Origin of the sequence: Vibrio ichthyoenteri ATCC 700023, assembly GCF_000222605.1 — a bacterium.
Taxonomy (GTDB): domain Bacteria; phylum Pseudomonadota; class Gammaproteobacteria; order Enterobacterales; family Vibrionaceae; genus Vibrio; species Vibrio ichthyoenteri.
In genome coordinates, this window is the sequence record NZ_AFWF01000207.1 from 16,619 (window position 1) to 30,016 (window position 13,398).

Below are 13,398 nucleotides of genomic sequence, written 5' to 3' on the forward strand. Positions count from 1 at the left end.
CAATGAACAGCGTCAATATCTACTTACTGCGACATGGTAAAACGCTTGGCGAAGCCGCGCTCAACGGCCATACCGATGTGTTGGTGGCAAGTTCAGTGCAGCAATCTATCTGTAGCGGTTTACTTAAAATAAATCTACCGTTTGAACATGTCGTTAGCTCGCCGCTGCGCCGCTGCCGAGACTTAGCTATGCGTTTAGTGGTTGAGAAGCCTTGTTTGAGCCTGCAAGTCAGCCCTGAGTTTCAAGAGATGAATTTCGGCCAGTTTGATGGTGTGCCGTTTGACCAGCTTAGTCAGCAATGGCCAATGCTGGAGCAGTTCTGGCAAGATCCGTTTCGCTACCCATTACCTAATTCAGAGTCGATTGATGCGTTTTATCAACGCATCTCGGAAGGGTGGCAAGCGTTGACGCAGAGCGCCGAAAAAGACACTTTATTAATTGCCCATGGTGGCACAATTAGAATGATTTTGGCCTATACGCTAGGCTTGGATTGGCGCAATCCAACATTATTTTCAACGCTACAGATCGCCAATCAATCGATTTCGCATATAAAAATTACCCACGCAGATAAAATCTACGTTCAAATTTGTTCGGTCGGTACACCGCTCTCTGGGTTATCGCACGCTTAAAGGAAAGAATTATGACTGCACCAAGTTGGAATTTATCCATCGCTTATCAAGATTTAAATGATGCTAAGATCACACAAGATATTGAGCTGATTCAGCAGTGTATTCAAGTTCTCAATCAACACGTTGATCGTCGCGATTTAACGGCAGTGATGCAAAATGCGATTCAAACCAGAGAAGCGGCGGGTAAACTTCTCGCCACGATCAACACCTTTGCTCAGTGCCACGCTTCAATAGACGCTGTCAATCCAGAAGCTAAATCATTGATTGGCAAGTTAGCGAAACTCAGCTCGCAGCTATCGCAGGCGTATACGCCTTATCAAGATACTTTAGCGAGTGCACCTCTAGAATATATTCAAGAAGTGCTCGATCACGATAGTGGTGATGTGTATGGCCAAGCGTTTATGATTGCCTGTGATAGAAAAGTGGCGGATACCAAACTCAGTGTGGTTGAAGAACAACTGTTAGCGGCCATGCAAGTGGATGGCAGAGATGCTTGGGGGCGCATGTACGACAATATTACCGGCGCACTGCAAATTACCCTTGCAGATGGATCGACACTGGGCTTTTCGCAAGCGGCAAGTTTACTCTATGGTACCGATTTTGAGCGCCAAGAATCTGCATGGCGCGGTATTCAACAAGCAATGGCAACCCATCAAGAGAGTTTTGCTGCTATCTTAAATGCGCTCGCAGGTTGGCGTCAGAGTGAATACCAAAAACGCTCAACATTACACGACGTGCATTTTCTTGACCCTAGTTTACACCAAAGCCGCATCCTTCCAGATACGTTAGACGCCATGATGGATACGACCTTGGCGCATCGAGACATCGGGCAAAAAGCGGGACGTTTGATGGCTAAAGTCCACGGCTTAGACGAAATGAAACCGTGGAATCACATGGCGGGCATGCCGAGTTTAGATGGCAGCGCCGCGCAAACTTATACTTTTGCAGACGCGATTGATGTCATTAAACAAGCGTTCGCGGAAGTGGACCAAGAGATGGCTGATTTTGTTGAGTTGATGGTTGAGAATGGCTGGATTGACGCAGAGCCGACACCAAATCGTCGCCTAGGTGCTTATTGTACTAAGTTTGCGGCCACACGCACGCCATTAGTTTTCATTACCTGGGGTGGCAGCCGTTCCGATTTGATGACGCTGGCACATGAGTTAGGCCATGCTTTCCACAACTGGGTGATGCGCGATATGCCTTTGTGTCAAACCCGCTATCCAATGACACTGGCGGAAACAGCATCGATATTTGCGGAAAATATTGTGCGCGACTCGCTATTAGCGAAAGCCAATACTCGTGAAGAGAAGCTGGAGATGCTGTGGGAAGAGCTTTCTTCAGCTTACGCCTTGCTCGTTAATATTCCAGTGCGTTACCAGTTTGAAAAGCGCTTTTATGAGAAGCGCCAGACGGGCGAGTTGAGTGCCGAACAGTTATGTCAACTGATGGACGAAACATGGCGAGAATGGTACGGCGATTCAATGGGTGAAAGCGACCCATACTTTTGGGCGAGTAAGCTGCACTTCTCAATATCGGAAGTGAGTTTCTATAATTATCCTTATTTGTTTGGCTATCTGTTTAGCAAAGGGGTTTATGCGCAAAGAGAGAGCAAAGGCGATAACTTCTATCAAGATTATGTACAGTTACTGCGTGATACGGGCTCAATGATGGCTGAAGATGTGGTTGAACGCCACTTGGGTATGGATTTAACCCATGCTGATTTCTGGCGTCAAAGCTTGCAGATGGTGGAAGAGAAAGTCTCTCAATTTGAGGCGCTGCTCGCGCAAGGCGAGTAAACTCGCTACGGAATCCGTTCTAGATCAACAAATTGCTATTTTATCTTATGGTACTATCGTTTAGTCGAGTAAATACTCGGCTATTTTGCATAGCATTCGCTTTCTTCTCTACGTATTCCATAGGGTTACGTAGCGTGGCAATGTTTGTTTTTTCGATGAAGCACGTAATTTCTATCCATAAGTGCGATCGCAGCGACAAAACTTGCTAGAACATTTTATTAACATATCGCTGTGCAATAAAGGAGTAACGCATGACGAAGAAATTATTTCGGCAATCTTTTCTTGTTGACAGCTTAGACCTACAAAACGATGTGATTCCAGGAGAATCAGTCGTTGCTGCAGGAACTCGATTTAAACTGCATCAAAGAGGAGTGTTGGAAGTTATACCCGCTCACCTTGATCACGATAGCAAGCATGTGGTTATTTCGTGTGGTATTCACGGTGATGAAACGGCGCCGATGGAGCTAGTCGATAAGATCATTGAGGATATCGAAACCGGTTTTCAGCCGATTAAAGAGCGGTTACTTTTTATTATTGCTCATCCTGAAGCAACCAATGCTCATACAAGAAGCATTGAAACGAACCTTAACCGACTATTTGATGGCAAGCGTCACGAACCGAGCAAAGAACTGGCTATCGCAGAAATGCTCAAAGATCGGGTGAGTGTATTTTTTGCCGGTACAGAGGAAAAGCAGCGTTGGCATTTTGATTTACATTGCGCAATTCGTCAGTCGAAGCATTATACTTTCGCGGTGAGCCCGAAATCACGTCATCCTGTTCGCAGCCGAGCGTTGATGAATTTCGTCTACAGCGCACATTTAGAGGCATTGCTGTTTTCAAACGCACCATCGAGCACCTTTAGCTGGTTTAGCGCCGAAAATTTTGCGGCTCAAGCTTTGACGGTAGAGCTTGGTAGTGCGGCGAGAATTGGTGATAACGATTTGAAAAAGTTGGTTGCTTTTGATCTTGCATTACGCGATTTGATCAGTGCCAGTGAAGCAGAGCATTTACCTCGTAAACCAGTGATGTATCGTGTCAGTCGTACCATTGTCCGCATTCATGATGATTTTGATTTCTTGTTTGGTGATGATGTTGAAAACTTTACTAGCTTTAAACATGGCGAAGTGTTTGGTCATGATGGCCAGAAACCATTGATGGCGAAAAACGAAGAAGAAGCGATTGTTTTTCCTAATCGACATGTTGAAATCGGTCAGCGAGCTGCGTTAATGATCTGTCCAGTTCAAGTTCGCTATGAAGATGGACAAATCGTCTACGATTAGTCGCGCTGTTTCTAAAATTTCTTTCTATTTAAATGGCTTAACGGTATCGTTAGGCCATTATTTTTTTCTCCATTTTTACATTCGAAACGGATAAGCGCCTCTTTACTTTATGGATTTTACTCAACTTCTAGCTCGTAAACATAAACGGTGGCAACGCACTATAGGCTGGGTGGTTTTCATACTTATTGCCATTAGTTGTCTCTATCTTATGGTGGGAGAGCTGTTTATCAATCCTCTGACGCCCTTGTCATCTCTTGAACAGCAGTTAATCAGTCAACTCCGTTTGCCAAGGCTTCTTGCCGCACTTGCGATTGGCGCTTCTTTAGCGGTTTCTGGCGCAGTACTGCAAGTGCTGTTAGGCAACGTATTGGCCGAGCCAGGAGTTCTTGGAATATCCGGCGGGGCGAGTGTCATGATGGTGCTGTTGCTGTTCTTTTTACCCGCGTTAGCTACCCCGATCGGTTTTATGCTCGCTGCAATTATGGGGGCATTAGCCTTTACCTTGCTATTGGTCATCATGACAAGAGCTCTACGATTAACCACAACACGTTTGTTGTTGGTTGGGGTTGCTTTGGGGATATTATCGGGTGCAGTCGTTACATGGGCCTTCTATTTTAGTGATGATTTAAGTCTCAGAATTTTGATGTATTGGTTAATGGGCAGCATCGGCGGAACCAGCTGGTATCAACACGTATTGACCTTGGTGATGATCCCCGTGCTGGTTTGGTTGTGCAGTAGAGGGGCATTGCTCGATAAATTAATGATGGGCGAAACTCATGCTAAGCAACTTGGCATCGATGTTGAGAGTATGCGCTGGAAATTAATTCTGGCTGTTTCGATCTTGGTGGGGTGTACCGTTGCTCTTGGTGGAGTCATCAGCTTTGTGGGCCTAGTGGTACCGCATTTATTGCGTCTCGCTTTGGGCAGTGAGAACCGTTATTTATTACCAATCTCAGCATTAACGGGTGCGTTGCTGGTGGTGTTTGCTGATTTGATTGCGCGTACCGCAATCAGCTCAGGAGAATTACCACTTGGCGTGGTCACCACCTCAATTGGTGCGCCGATCTTTATTTGGATGCTGGTGAAAAATCATGATTCTCGTTAATTCGCTTAGTGTTGGCTCACGCTTGTTACCATTGTCGTTTGAAGCTCAAGCAGGAGACATTGTCCATGTTATTGGGCCCAATGGCAGTGGCAAAAGCACTCTACTGGCCGCGGTGTCTGGTTTATTGGAGTCCAATGGCGAAACGCAGATTGCTGATCTTACGATTAATCAAGCTTCAATTTCCCAATTGGCAGATTATCGCGCATTTTTGAGCCAATCAGATCGTCCGGCATTCAATTTAGAAGTTGCTCACTATTTGTCGTTGTCGATTCCTGCCCACGCTAAGTTCAAGGTGAGTGAAATTGAACAGGCTGTGATCGAATTAGCTGGGATACTGCAACTGCAAGACAAGCTTCATCGTAGTATTCATCAACTTTCGGGTGGGGAATGGCAACGCGTTCGGTTGTGCGCCATCTGTTTACAAATTTGGCCGTCCTTAAATCCATTTGCTAAAGTGCTGATCTTAGATGAGCCTGCAGCACCGCTCGATATTGGCCAAGAAGCCCTGTTGTACCAATTGATTGACCGAGTCGCCGCAATGGGATTGACGGTATTGATGTCAAACCATGATCTCAATCGAACGTTAAAACATGCCGATAAAGCTTTGTTGTTAGAGAAAGGGGTGATGAAGGCATTTGGTGAGGTTTCGGAGGTACTTGAGCCTGAACGACTGTCGAGCGTATTTAACACTCGTGTAGAACGCATTGAATTAAAAGATAAAAGTATTCTATTGTTTGATTAAATGGGTGAGTTGGCTTCGTATTAAATCTTTTCGCGATTAATCAGTCTCAGCTTAAATCTAAGCGATACTCAATACAATCAAGCGCTTTGCCTTGCACTTCAGTGAAGCTTGCTAAGCGATGGTAAGGTTTGAAACCTTGCGAAGTGAGCACTTTCTGCGATGCGATATTGGATACCGAAGCTAGAGCAACCAAACGTTTCAGTTTGAGCACTTTCGCTTGTTCGATCATCAACTTCACGCCTTTTTTCGCTAAGCCTTTTTTTACCCACGCTTTACCGAGCCGATAACCTAAAAAGGCTTTGTCTTGTTGAATATTAGCCAGATTAACCCGTCCAACAAGATTATTATGGCGATCGAGTAATAAGGTCGAATAGGCTTTGTTGAGTGTTTGATCGAGTAATAATTCGGCGATGTGGGTTTGCACGCCAACTAAGGAATAGAAATCTTCTTCTCGTGGTGTGATGTGCTGTTCAAACCAACCACGATTTTTTTGCTCGAACGCCAGTAATGTCGGAGCATGCTCCATTGCAAGAGGGATGAGTTTCACCACTAAATCCTTTTGGCTGAGTGATCCATTTTCTGTTTATTGCTTTGGCACTTAAAAATAAAGCCACCCGAGGGTAGCTTTAGTTTATCTTTTACTTTGTCAGTTGCGCGAGGTCAGCAGGACGGTAGTATACCGATTTTAGCACCTTACCTTGGCGAATGGTTTTTGCTTCAGAAACGAAATCTTCCGCACACTTAGCGATAATGTAATCACCTTTAGTCACGGCCATTAGCTTAATGCCTTGCTCTGCGTAAAACGCTTCTGTTTCTGCGTACTCTTTTTCGTTACGGCACACTTTGCTCATGTTGCTTGAGTGCACTTCATCCCAACAAGGAAGGAACTCGATACCGCGGTTGACTGCGACATTGAGCAGCAGGTCAATTAGGTAGCTGATCGCTAGATTATCTTCTACTTTATCGTTACCAAGGTGAACAAGACGGCCCATTAAAACGTAAACGCTGTCGATGATCGCATCGGCTTGTTCTGTCTTGTTATCGGCTTCAGCAAGTTCGGTTAACTCTTCGATTGCCAGTGAAGTATGCAGAGTGTCGGCTTTAGCGTCTAAGCTTTGTGGCGCAGCAACGGGTAGGTCGAAAGTGCTACGGAATTCGTTAATATCACGGTAAAGGTGATCGAAAATTTCTTGAGTCAGTTTTGATAAATACATGCGCTTAAATCCGGCAATAACAAATATCGCGCAATATTAGCAAACGCGTGCTCTCCTCGCCATGGTTCGAGGTGAATTAGCCAATTGATCGAGTAAGAAATCACACATTCGTCAGCACCAAGAGTAGATGCTGACGATAGAGAAGGGGTTAACTAAATAGGTAAGGGAATAATTGTCTGCGCTCGGTGTCTGACAACGCGCCGACTCGGGCTATATTGGTTTCTGGGATTGCTTCAGGATCTGGATAGTGTTTTAGCACCTTGGCCATACTCTCTTCACGAATTAAGTGGAAAACAGGCGCTGGTGAACGGTTGGTTAGATTAGAGTCGTCATCTGGCTCACAATCGGCAAAACAGTAATCTGGATGGAAAGTCGCGACTTGGAAAATGCCGTCCCAACCTTGTTGGCGAATCAATCCTTCAACCCAATCAATAAACAAGTTGTAGTCCCAAAAATCCGCTAACATGTTAGGTACTGCGACTAACGTGGTTTCAAGTTCGGCCACAGGTGTATGATCAAGTCTCAGTAGTTGATTGAAAATATCTTCCAACAGAGCTTCATCGCTGGTTGCTTGGCTAACAAAAATTTCAATTTGCTTGTTGCGTTGTGGTTTTGCTGCAAATGGGCAAAGATTGAGTCCAATAACGACATCGTTGAGCCATTGATTGACCTGTAGGGCAATGTCTGGCTGTTGAGTTGAGTGTGGGCAATTCATGCTGCTTCCTGATATTTGCATGCCTATTGGTATTATTGTGGCATGAGGCTATTTTTACCGAGTAATGATATCAGATTTCGTTAATTGGGTTTTAGGTTTTACTTGCAGACGCAAGCAGAGCCAAAAGATAGCGAGGTAGAGTAGGCTCCCCGCAACGATTACGCCCCCCCAACCACCGTGTTGCCAGCAATAGATGAGATAAAATCCGCCTAAACTTCCGCCAATGTAATAGTGGACTAAATAAAGCGCAGTGGCGGTGGCTTTAGCACGCTTCGCTTTTTGGCTTACCCAGGCATAAGCCAGTGTATGCGTAAAAAACGCCCCGAAACTGATCAAAAGTAATCCTAAAATCATCCAGATAAGTGTATCGAAATAGGCGATCAACATTCCGGCCAAACTGATGCTCGTTCCAACTAACATACCTTGAACTTCGCTATAGTGACGGTTCCAACTTGCGGTCAACTTGGAGCTTAATGTCCCTGCGAGGTAGCATAAGAATATCATTGACGCGATACCAATTGGCAGTTGGTGCGGGGGAGCGACTAAGCGAAAAGACATCACAGAATATAGATTGACGAACAGGGCGAAATTTAAGCCACCAATTAACATCGCAAGCCAAATGGTGCGGTTATTTAGATGAGAAAGTAGAGCACGGTTGTGATAACGGAGCATGCCTTTTTGCGCCTTAAAATGGCGCTGACGTGGTAAAAGCCATACCAGTAGCAACGCCCCAATCAAGGTAATGATCGCCATTACCCACACTGCAGATTGCCAGCCAAGGTGCTCCGTTAACATTCCGCCGAGTATGCGGCCACTGATCCCGCCTAACGAATTTGCTGCGATATAAGTGCCAATGGCCTGACTAAAGGCTTTGGCACTTAATTCTTCCACCATGTATGCCACCGCAACAGAAGCAAATGCTGCCAGCGCACAGCCCATTGCAGCGCGAAGGAGTACTAGGCCAATGAGGGAGTCACAAAAAAGCATCGCTAGGCTAATAATAGGTAAAGCGAGTAAGCCAAATAGCATGACATTGCGACGCCCAAATCGTTCAGAGCTAACAGCCCATGGCACCAGCGAAATCGAGAGTGCTAGCGTTGCGCTCGCAAATATCCAATTTACTTGTGTTTCGGATACAGCGAAGTGATTCGCCATGTACGGCAGCATTGGCTGAAATAGATAAAGATTACAGAAAACCAAAAATGAGCCAAGCGCAAGGCTTAGTGTAACTCTATGGTATTGAGGAGTGCGAGATTCGATCATAAGTCCATCTGATTTTCTAAGTGATTGTGATCAAATTATCAGCGCAAGCTAAATAAATAAAATATATTAATATTATCAGTGCAATATATTTTAGATCTTATGAATTCAAAACATCTGCTTCATTTTGTTACGGTAGCCGAGTTTGGTCACTTTACTCAAGCGGCCAAGGCGCTCCATATCGCTCAACCTGCGTTAAGTATTTCAATCAAAAAATTTGAGCAACAACTAGGTATTGTTCTATTCCGCCGTGATGAACGTAAGGTTGAATTGACCGATGAAGGCTTGGTTCTTTTTGAGCACGCGAAGCGGGTTTTACAACAAATTGAAGATGCTAAGTTAGCGATGGATGAACTGAAAGGTTTAGAAAAAGGAGAGGTGCGCTTGGGGGCGCCAAGCATGATGGGGTCTTATTTTTTCCCCCAAGTATTGATGGCATTTAAAAGTCGCTACCCAAACCTCAAATTAGTGCTGATTGATGCTGGTACAAGTTCGATCCGACAAATGCTCCTTGACGGTGAGCTGGATATTGGTGTTATCAATCAAGATAACGTGCCTGAGGATTTGGAAACCGACCATTTGTTACGTTCAGAAATGGTCGCGGTTGTGGGGCGTGACCATCCGTTTGCTAGTTACACATCACTCGGTTTTGATGATTTTTTTCAGCAAGATTTGGTCATGTTTAAAGATGGTTATTTTCACCGTGATTATATTGAAGCGAAAGCACGTCAACACAATCATCAACTGCAATGTGCGTTTGAGACGAATTTACTACCGCTAATATTAAGTATTGTTAGGCGGGAATTTGCCATTACGGCATTACTTGAGTTGGTCACGCAACATGAACCTGATGTTGTGGGGATTCCATTTGAACAACCAGTGATTCTCGATCTTGCCTTAGCATGGCGTAAAGACGGATATCTATCGATTGCTGACCGTACTTTCATCGACTTTGTAAAAAGCTTTCCTGCCGCAAGGTGAGACTAAGAGAGCGTAATAAAAAAGAGCCCCTAAGGGCTCTTCAGAATATTGTTATTTATTATCAAATATTCAGTGGGTTAGCCCATAAACTTTGATACAAAGTTACCGATATTCGTTACGCTCGATGCGGCCATGACGACAACAATAGTGACACCGATTGCGGTTAGGTACATTGGGTGTTTGTACTCACCGATGATGTCTTTGCGGCGAGTTGCCGCCAGCACCATTCCCAACACGATAGGTAGGATGATGCTATTAACTAGGCCAGCAAGCATCAGCAGTAGAATTGGCATATTCATGGTTACTGTGCCAAGGCTCGTCACCAAGATAAAGGCTACGCACCACGCTTTTTCATTGCGAGCAACGGTAGGGAACAGGGTTTTGATCAGTGAGATTGCCATGTAAGAGTTACCCACTACCGAGGTAATTGATGCCACGAACAATACTAAACCAAAGATGAAGTAACCTGTTTCACCAGCGCCTTGACGGAAAGCGTCAGCGGCTGGGTTTGAGCTATCTAGCACCGCACCTGCTGAGATAACGCCAAATACTGCTAAGAACAGAAGAATTCGAATGACGACTGCGATTGAAATACCTGCCCACGCAGCAGTTTTGATTGAAGGGATGTTTTCTTTACCTTGCAGGCCAATGTCAACAAGACGTTGAGCGCCTGTATAGTAACCACCAACAGCGCCACCAACGATGGTTAACGTTGGTAGCAGTAGGCTACCAAAATCAGAAGGCATGACAGCCGCAGTTAAAGTTTCACCCATTGGAGGTAAACTGGTCATGGCGACGTAGGCGATAAGCACAATCATAAACAAGCCAAGGTAGCGAGCCATCTGATCCATGCGTTTAGAAGCGTTATGCACCACAAAAAGTAGGCTACCGACTAAACCTGTAAACAGCGCACCCCATGTAGTATCTATGCCAGTCAGCACATTGATACCTAATGCCGCACCACTAACGTTACCGAAGTTGAATGCCACCGCACCAAGTGCAAGTAGGATACCGACCACATAACCCATGCCTGGAGCAACTTTATTCGCGATATCTTGGATGCGCAGACCAGAAACACCGACAATGCGCCACAAGTTCATCACGATGCCGAAGGTGATAAACATCGAAGCGAAAACAGGGAAGGCCATGTCGACTTTGTAGATATTGGTGAATACTGCAGTTTGCGTAAGAAAGCCCGGGCCGACAGAAGTCGTTGCCATTAAGAATGCTACGCTAAGAATTGCTTTAGATTGCCAAGATGTTTGGCTTTGGGTTGACGCTGGAGCTGAGGTAGTTTGTGTAGTCATGCCGAATCTCAAATTTGTTGTCTCTCTACTTTAAAAAAATAGAAAGACAACTGACCGAGATCAGCTGAATCTGTGCGAGTAATGCTTTGTAAAACAAGTAATTTTCGGAAACCCTTTACTTGCTGGCGGCGGATATTAAAGACCTAAGTCACACTTGTCAACAGTTGTTTTTATTTTAGCGAGTATTAATTCAAATTCGAGTTTTAAGCTGATTGGGTTGAGCCGCTTAACCGGTTTGCGCCACTGGTTAGCTGGCTAATGAGCTCCCTCTTCATGAGCCTGCTAGCGCTTATCAATTCGTGAAGCGAGTCGCTAATGCACCGCTCATTACTGGCCGAAGAACAGTGGAGAATGTATCAAGATTGAAAAGTTAAACTGGATAATCAAAGATCAATTTACTAGCTATCCCATCTAACAAGGAGTTTATATGCCAAGAGCATTCGATATTATCGGCGCGCCCTTTAATCAACTTGGTTGTTATCAAACTACGGATAACACGGTTGATGGGTTGCGACGATTGAGCGAGCGCTCGTGGACTGGTCTAACGGAATGGATCGCCGTACGAAATCAGCGTTGGGGGGCAGATATTAACGACTGTGGCGATGTTCAACCGACGCAAAAAGTGTTTGATTTGATCGCACAAGAGCAAAAAGAATCTGCCCTTACAGACTATTGCGAAGCACTGAAAACGACGGTGTTTGAATCTTATCAAAACCAGAGGGTGCCGATTACAATTGGTGGCGATCACTCTATTGCCGTAGCAACGATTCAAGCGACATTAGATTATTATCAGAAGCGGCAGGGAAAGCGAGTTGCGGTGATCTGGGTGGATGCTCACGCCGATTGCAATAATAGCCTTGCTAGTAATCTGCATAGTAAGCCTTTGGCGTTATTGATGGACCAATACCCTCATAATAACTGGCACGTAGAACCCGAATTGGTACCCGATCCGAGTGATGTGTACTACGTGGCGGTACGTGATTTGATGCCTAACGAGCACCAACTTATGCAGCGCTATGATATGGTCAATTTTGACATGACGATAATTGAATCACATGGCATTGACGGGGTACTAAAACAGTTACTTGAGAAGGTTGAGCAACAGTATGACTGTGTCTATTTGTCGTTTGATTATGATGCGTTAGACGGTAGTTTATTTCGAGCCTGTGCTACGCCGAATGTCGGTGGTTTGAGTGCGCGAGAAGCGTTACATTTGGTCTTCGGAATTGCACAACACCCGAAGTTTGTCGGGGCGGATTTTGTCGAATACTTACCAGAAAAAGAGAGTGAAGAGATGTCAAAAGAGCTGATGATTAAGCTAATTGATGCGGTGTGGGGATTTAGAACTTAGGTAGCGAGTTGTTTTAACTAAACGAAAAAAGGGGTGGAAATTCCCCCCCCTTTGACTCTCTGAAATAGTGATTAACTCTGATACATTTTCTCAAAGTTTTTCTGATTCCAGCCAACCATCACTTGGTCACCAATTTTAAGCACGGGGATCGAACGAGCACCCATGGCTTGCAGCTCTTTACGTCCACGTTGCATTTTAATGCACCTCTCGAAAGGTCGGAAAAAAGTTTTTCAATTTTTCCCAACTTGGACGATTAAGCGGTAGAGGTGCGAAAAATGATAGCAGATACGTTACAACGAGTGTCCACTAAGCGACAGACTACAGATGAAAAAACAGGCTTAGATCGCCAAGACCAAAATATTTCAAACTGGCTCAAACAAAACCCAACCTACCAACAGCGACAGCAAATAATTCTTAAAGGGCAATCTGCCTATAAAGGAGCACACTTAAAAGGTGAATTTGGTTCGTATCTTGAGAAGTTACGCAAAGACGCTATTACCCCGCCTGATGTACTTATAGTAGACGACTTTAGTCGCTTGTCTCGCTTGCCATTAGATATAGGGCAAGATCTAGTGAAAGAACTAGCCCGACTAGGGATCACGATTGTGACTGCGTCGGATGGTCAAAAATACGAACCTGAGAGCCAAAAATCTCTAATTGGTCAGTTGCCTATTTTGATTCGATTAGAACAAGCGCACGCCGAATCAGAACGTAAGTCAAATATGATCAGAGCAGCCAAGAAGCAACGCAGAGACAAAGCGTTGCAAGAAGAGGGCGGTATTCTCAATTTCGGTAATACACCTAAATGGCTAAAAATAGAAGATAAGAAATACCTATTAATTCCTCACAGAGCAGATGCGATAAAACTGATTTTTGAACTAGTGCTTTCTGGTATGTCAAAAGGCGGCGTGGCTCGTGAACTCAACAAGAAAAGGTCAATGGTTGGGATCGTTGGGGTAATGACACTATTGGTAAAGTGGACTCTTACCAAGTTTCTAGTAATTATCTCATCTAA

13 protein-coding genes and 1 pseudogene are annotated in these 13,398 nt (G+C 44.8%); 8 read left to right on the forward strand and 6 right to left on the reverse strand.

What is annotated here, in order from left to right:
• Positions 1-2 precede the first annotated feature (2 nt).
• The 5 genes from RH85_RS14780 (at position 3) to btuD (ending at position 5,555) form a co-directional block, all read left to right on the forward strand.
• Positions 3-629 (forward strand): histidine phosphatase family protein, encoded by a 627-nt coding sequence (locus RH85_RS14780; protein WP_006713506.1) that lies wholly within the window; start codon positions 3-5, stop codon positions 627-629.
• An 11-nt stretch (positions 630-640) separates the two neighbouring features.
• Complete coding sequence (locus RH85_RS14785; RefSeq protein WP_006713507.1) at positions 641-2,428, forward strand: M3 family oligoendopeptidase; 1,788 nt, start codon at positions 641-643, stop codon at positions 2,426-2,428.
• 251 nt (positions 2,429-2,679) lie between these two features.
• The gene (locus RH85_RS14790; RefSeq protein WP_006713508.1) at positions 2,680-3,708 is read left to right on the forward strand and encodes a succinylglutamate desuccinylase; all 1,029 of its coding nucleotides are present in this window, start codon (positions 2,680-2,682) and stop codon (positions 3,706-3,708) included.
• 109 nt (positions 3,709-3,817) lie between these two features.
• The gene (btuC, locus tag RH85_RS14795) at positions 3,818-4,813 is read left to right on the forward strand and encodes a vitamin B12 ABC transporter permease BtuC (protein WP_006713509.1); all 996 of its coding nucleotides are present in this window, start codon (positions 3,818-3,820) and stop codon (positions 4,811-4,813) included.
• Complete coding sequence (gene btuD / locus RH85_RS14800) at positions 4,800-5,555, forward strand: vitamin B12 ABC transporter ATP-binding protein BtuD (RefSeq protein WP_006713510.1); 756 nt, start codon at positions 4,800-4,802, stop codon at positions 5,553-5,555. Before btuC ends, btuD begins: the two co-directional genes overlap by 14 nt.
• Positions 5,556-5,601: 46 nt before the next feature.
• Here btuD and RH85_RS14805 read toward each other — a convergent pair whose 3' ends face one another.
• The 4 genes from RH85_RS14805 to RH85_RS14820 all read right to left on the reverse strand — a co-directional run bounded on the left by RH85_RS14805 (position 5,602) and on the right by RH85_RS14820 (position 8,747).
• Positions 5,602-6,102: a GNAT family N-acetyltransferase gene (locus RH85_RS14805; RefSeq protein ID WP_006713511.1), complete on the reverse strand. Its 501-nt coding sequence runs from the start codon at positions 6,100-6,102 to the stop codon at positions 5,602-5,604.
• A 91-nt stretch (positions 6,103-6,193) separates the two neighbouring features.
• The gene (locus tag RH85_RS14810; protein WP_006713512.1) at positions 6,194-6,769 is read right to left on the reverse strand and encodes a nucleoside triphosphate pyrophosphohydrolase family protein; all 576 of its coding nucleotides are present in this window, start codon (positions 6,767-6,769) and stop codon (positions 6,194-6,196) included.
• Between the two features lie 148 nt (positions 6,770-6,917).
• Entirely contained in the window at positions 6,918-7,484 is a 567-nt protein-coding gene (locus tag RH85_RS14815; protein ID WP_006713513.1) for a DUF1415 domain-containing protein, read from the reverse strand.
• 54 nt (positions 7,485-7,538) lie between these two features.
• Positions 7,539-8,747, reverse strand: a complete 1,209-nt coding sequence (locus tag RH85_RS14820; protein ID WP_006713514.1) for an MFS transporter — start codon at positions 8,745-8,747, stop codon at positions 7,539-7,541.
• 99 nt (positions 8,748-8,846) lie between these two features.
• On the opposite strand from RH85_RS14820, the gene RH85_RS14825 reads away from it, so the two are divergent.
• A complete protein-coding gene (locus RH85_RS14825) occupies positions 8,847-9,725 on the forward strand; it encodes a LysR family transcriptional regulator (RefSeq protein WP_006713515.1) in 879 nt (292 codons plus the stop codon).
• Positions 9,726-9,802: 77 nt separating this feature from the next.
• On the opposite strand, the gene RH85_RS14830 is transcribed toward RH85_RS14825, so the two are convergent.
• Positions 9,803-11,032 carry an NRAMP family divalent metal transporter gene (locus RH85_RS14830; protein WP_006713516.1) on the reverse strand — a complete coding sequence of 410 codons (1,230 nt, stop codon included), beginning with the start codon at positions 11,030-11,032 and terminating at the stop codon, positions 9,803-9,805.
• Positions 11,033-11,459: 427 nt separating this feature from the next.
• On the opposite strand from RH85_RS14830, the gene RH85_RS14835 reads away from it, so the two are divergent.
• Positions 11,460-12,383, forward strand: coding sequence for an arginase family protein (locus RH85_RS14835; protein ID WP_006713517.1), 924 nt, complete (start codon positions 11,460-11,462; stop codon positions 12,381-12,383).
• Between the two features lie 71 nt (positions 12,384-12,454).
• On the opposite strand, the pseudogene RH85_RS14840 reads toward RH85_RS14835, so the two are convergent.
• Positions 12,455-12,580 (reverse strand): annotated as a pseudogene (locus RH85_RS14840) (thioredoxin domain-containing protein); the annotation flags it as partial.
• Positions 12,581-12,658: 78 nt separating this feature from the next.
• Between RH85_RS14840 and RH85_RS14845 the strand changes: the two are divergent.
• Positions 12,659-13,398 (forward strand): recombinase family protein (locus tag RH85_RS14845; protein ID WP_006713519.1); only part of this gene is annotated, 740 nt, incomplete at its 3' end.